This is a genomic window from Mesorhizobium sp. M7A.F.Ca.US.011.01.1.1 (genome assembly GCF_003998295.1).
GTDB lineage: Bacteria > Pseudomonadota > Alphaproteobacteria > Rhizobiales > Rhizobiaceae > Mesorhizobium.
The window spans coordinates 1-1,123 of the sequence record NZ_RZRT01000185.1; the positions used below are offsets into that span (position 1 = coordinate 1).

Sequence of the window (1,123 nt, forward strand, 5' to 3'; positions counted from 1 at the left end):
GTCCAGATGATCTGCAAGCGTTCTCCACGCACGCTCGCGCTTTGCGCGCGGCGCATAGACGGAGTCGATACCGAGCAACGCGACACCTCGCAGGATATGCGGAAAGACCGTCGACGGGAGCTTGACCCCACCGGCCATCCCGCATGCGGCGACCGCAGCGCCGTATTTCATCTGAGCGATGACGTTGGCGAGCGTGGTGTCTCCAACGGAGTCTACGGCCCCCGCCCACCTCTCTTCCTGTAAGGGCTTGCCTGGTTCCGAAAGCGTTGTCCGATCCACGATCTCGGTCGCACCGAGAAACCTCAAATACTCTGCCGTCTCCGGTCGCCCCGTCGACGCCGACACCTTGTAGCCCTTAGCCGACAGGAGGCTCACGGCAACGGAGCCGACGCCTCCTGCAGCCCCAGTGACGATAATCGGCGCGCTTATCTCAGCCACCGATCCCCAGTCTTCGAGAGCGTCCACGCATAAGGCCGCCGTATATCCCGCCGTACCGATGGCCATCGCTTCCTGCGGGGAGAAACCGTCCGGCAACCGGACAAGCCATTCACCCTTTACGCGCTGGAAGCGGGAAAACGCACCCCACTCGGTTTCGGAGAGGCCCCAGCCATTCAAGACAACCTTGTCGCCCGGCGACCAAAGCGACGACTTTGACTCGACGACCGTGCCCGCGAGATCAATCCCGGCGACCATCGGAGTGCGCCTTGCGATGCGCCCCTTGCCCGTGATGGCGAGACCGTCTTTGTAATTCAGGCTCGAGTATTCGATCTCGACGAGTACGTCGTGGGCGGGCAGATCGGCCAGTGAGATATTGCGGAACTCCGCTATGTGGTTACCCTGATCGTTGTCGATCACGAATACGCTAAAATCTTCCATCAATAGAACTCCTGAAATCGGTCTCGGCTCAGTGCGCCGAATTAATCATGATCGCGTCTTCCGGCTTCCAGGAGAGCACAACGGCCGCCCCGGGAGCGAGAGAGTTCATCAGGTTTAAATCCCGTGTTCTGACTTGGAGGGATTGCTTTCCGATGTCAGCGATTATCTTGCATTCGACGCCAAGATAGACGATGTCGCTGACGACCGCGGACACGCTGTTGGGACCGACATCCCCCGTGCTCTCGAC

General features: G+C 60.1%; 2 protein-coding genes. Both read right to left on the minus strand.

The window, feature by feature from the left end; genetic code table 11:
* A partial coding sequence (locus EOA13_RS37205) for an MDR family oxidoreductase (protein ID WP_164780643.1) occupies positions 1–876 on the minus strand: 876 nt, incomplete at its 3' end.
* Between the two features lie 28 nt (positions 877–904).
* The coding region (locus EOA13_RS37210) for a TOBE domain-containing protein (RefSeq protein ID WP_127298054.1) at positions 905–1,123 on the minus strand (219 nt) is incomplete at its 5' end.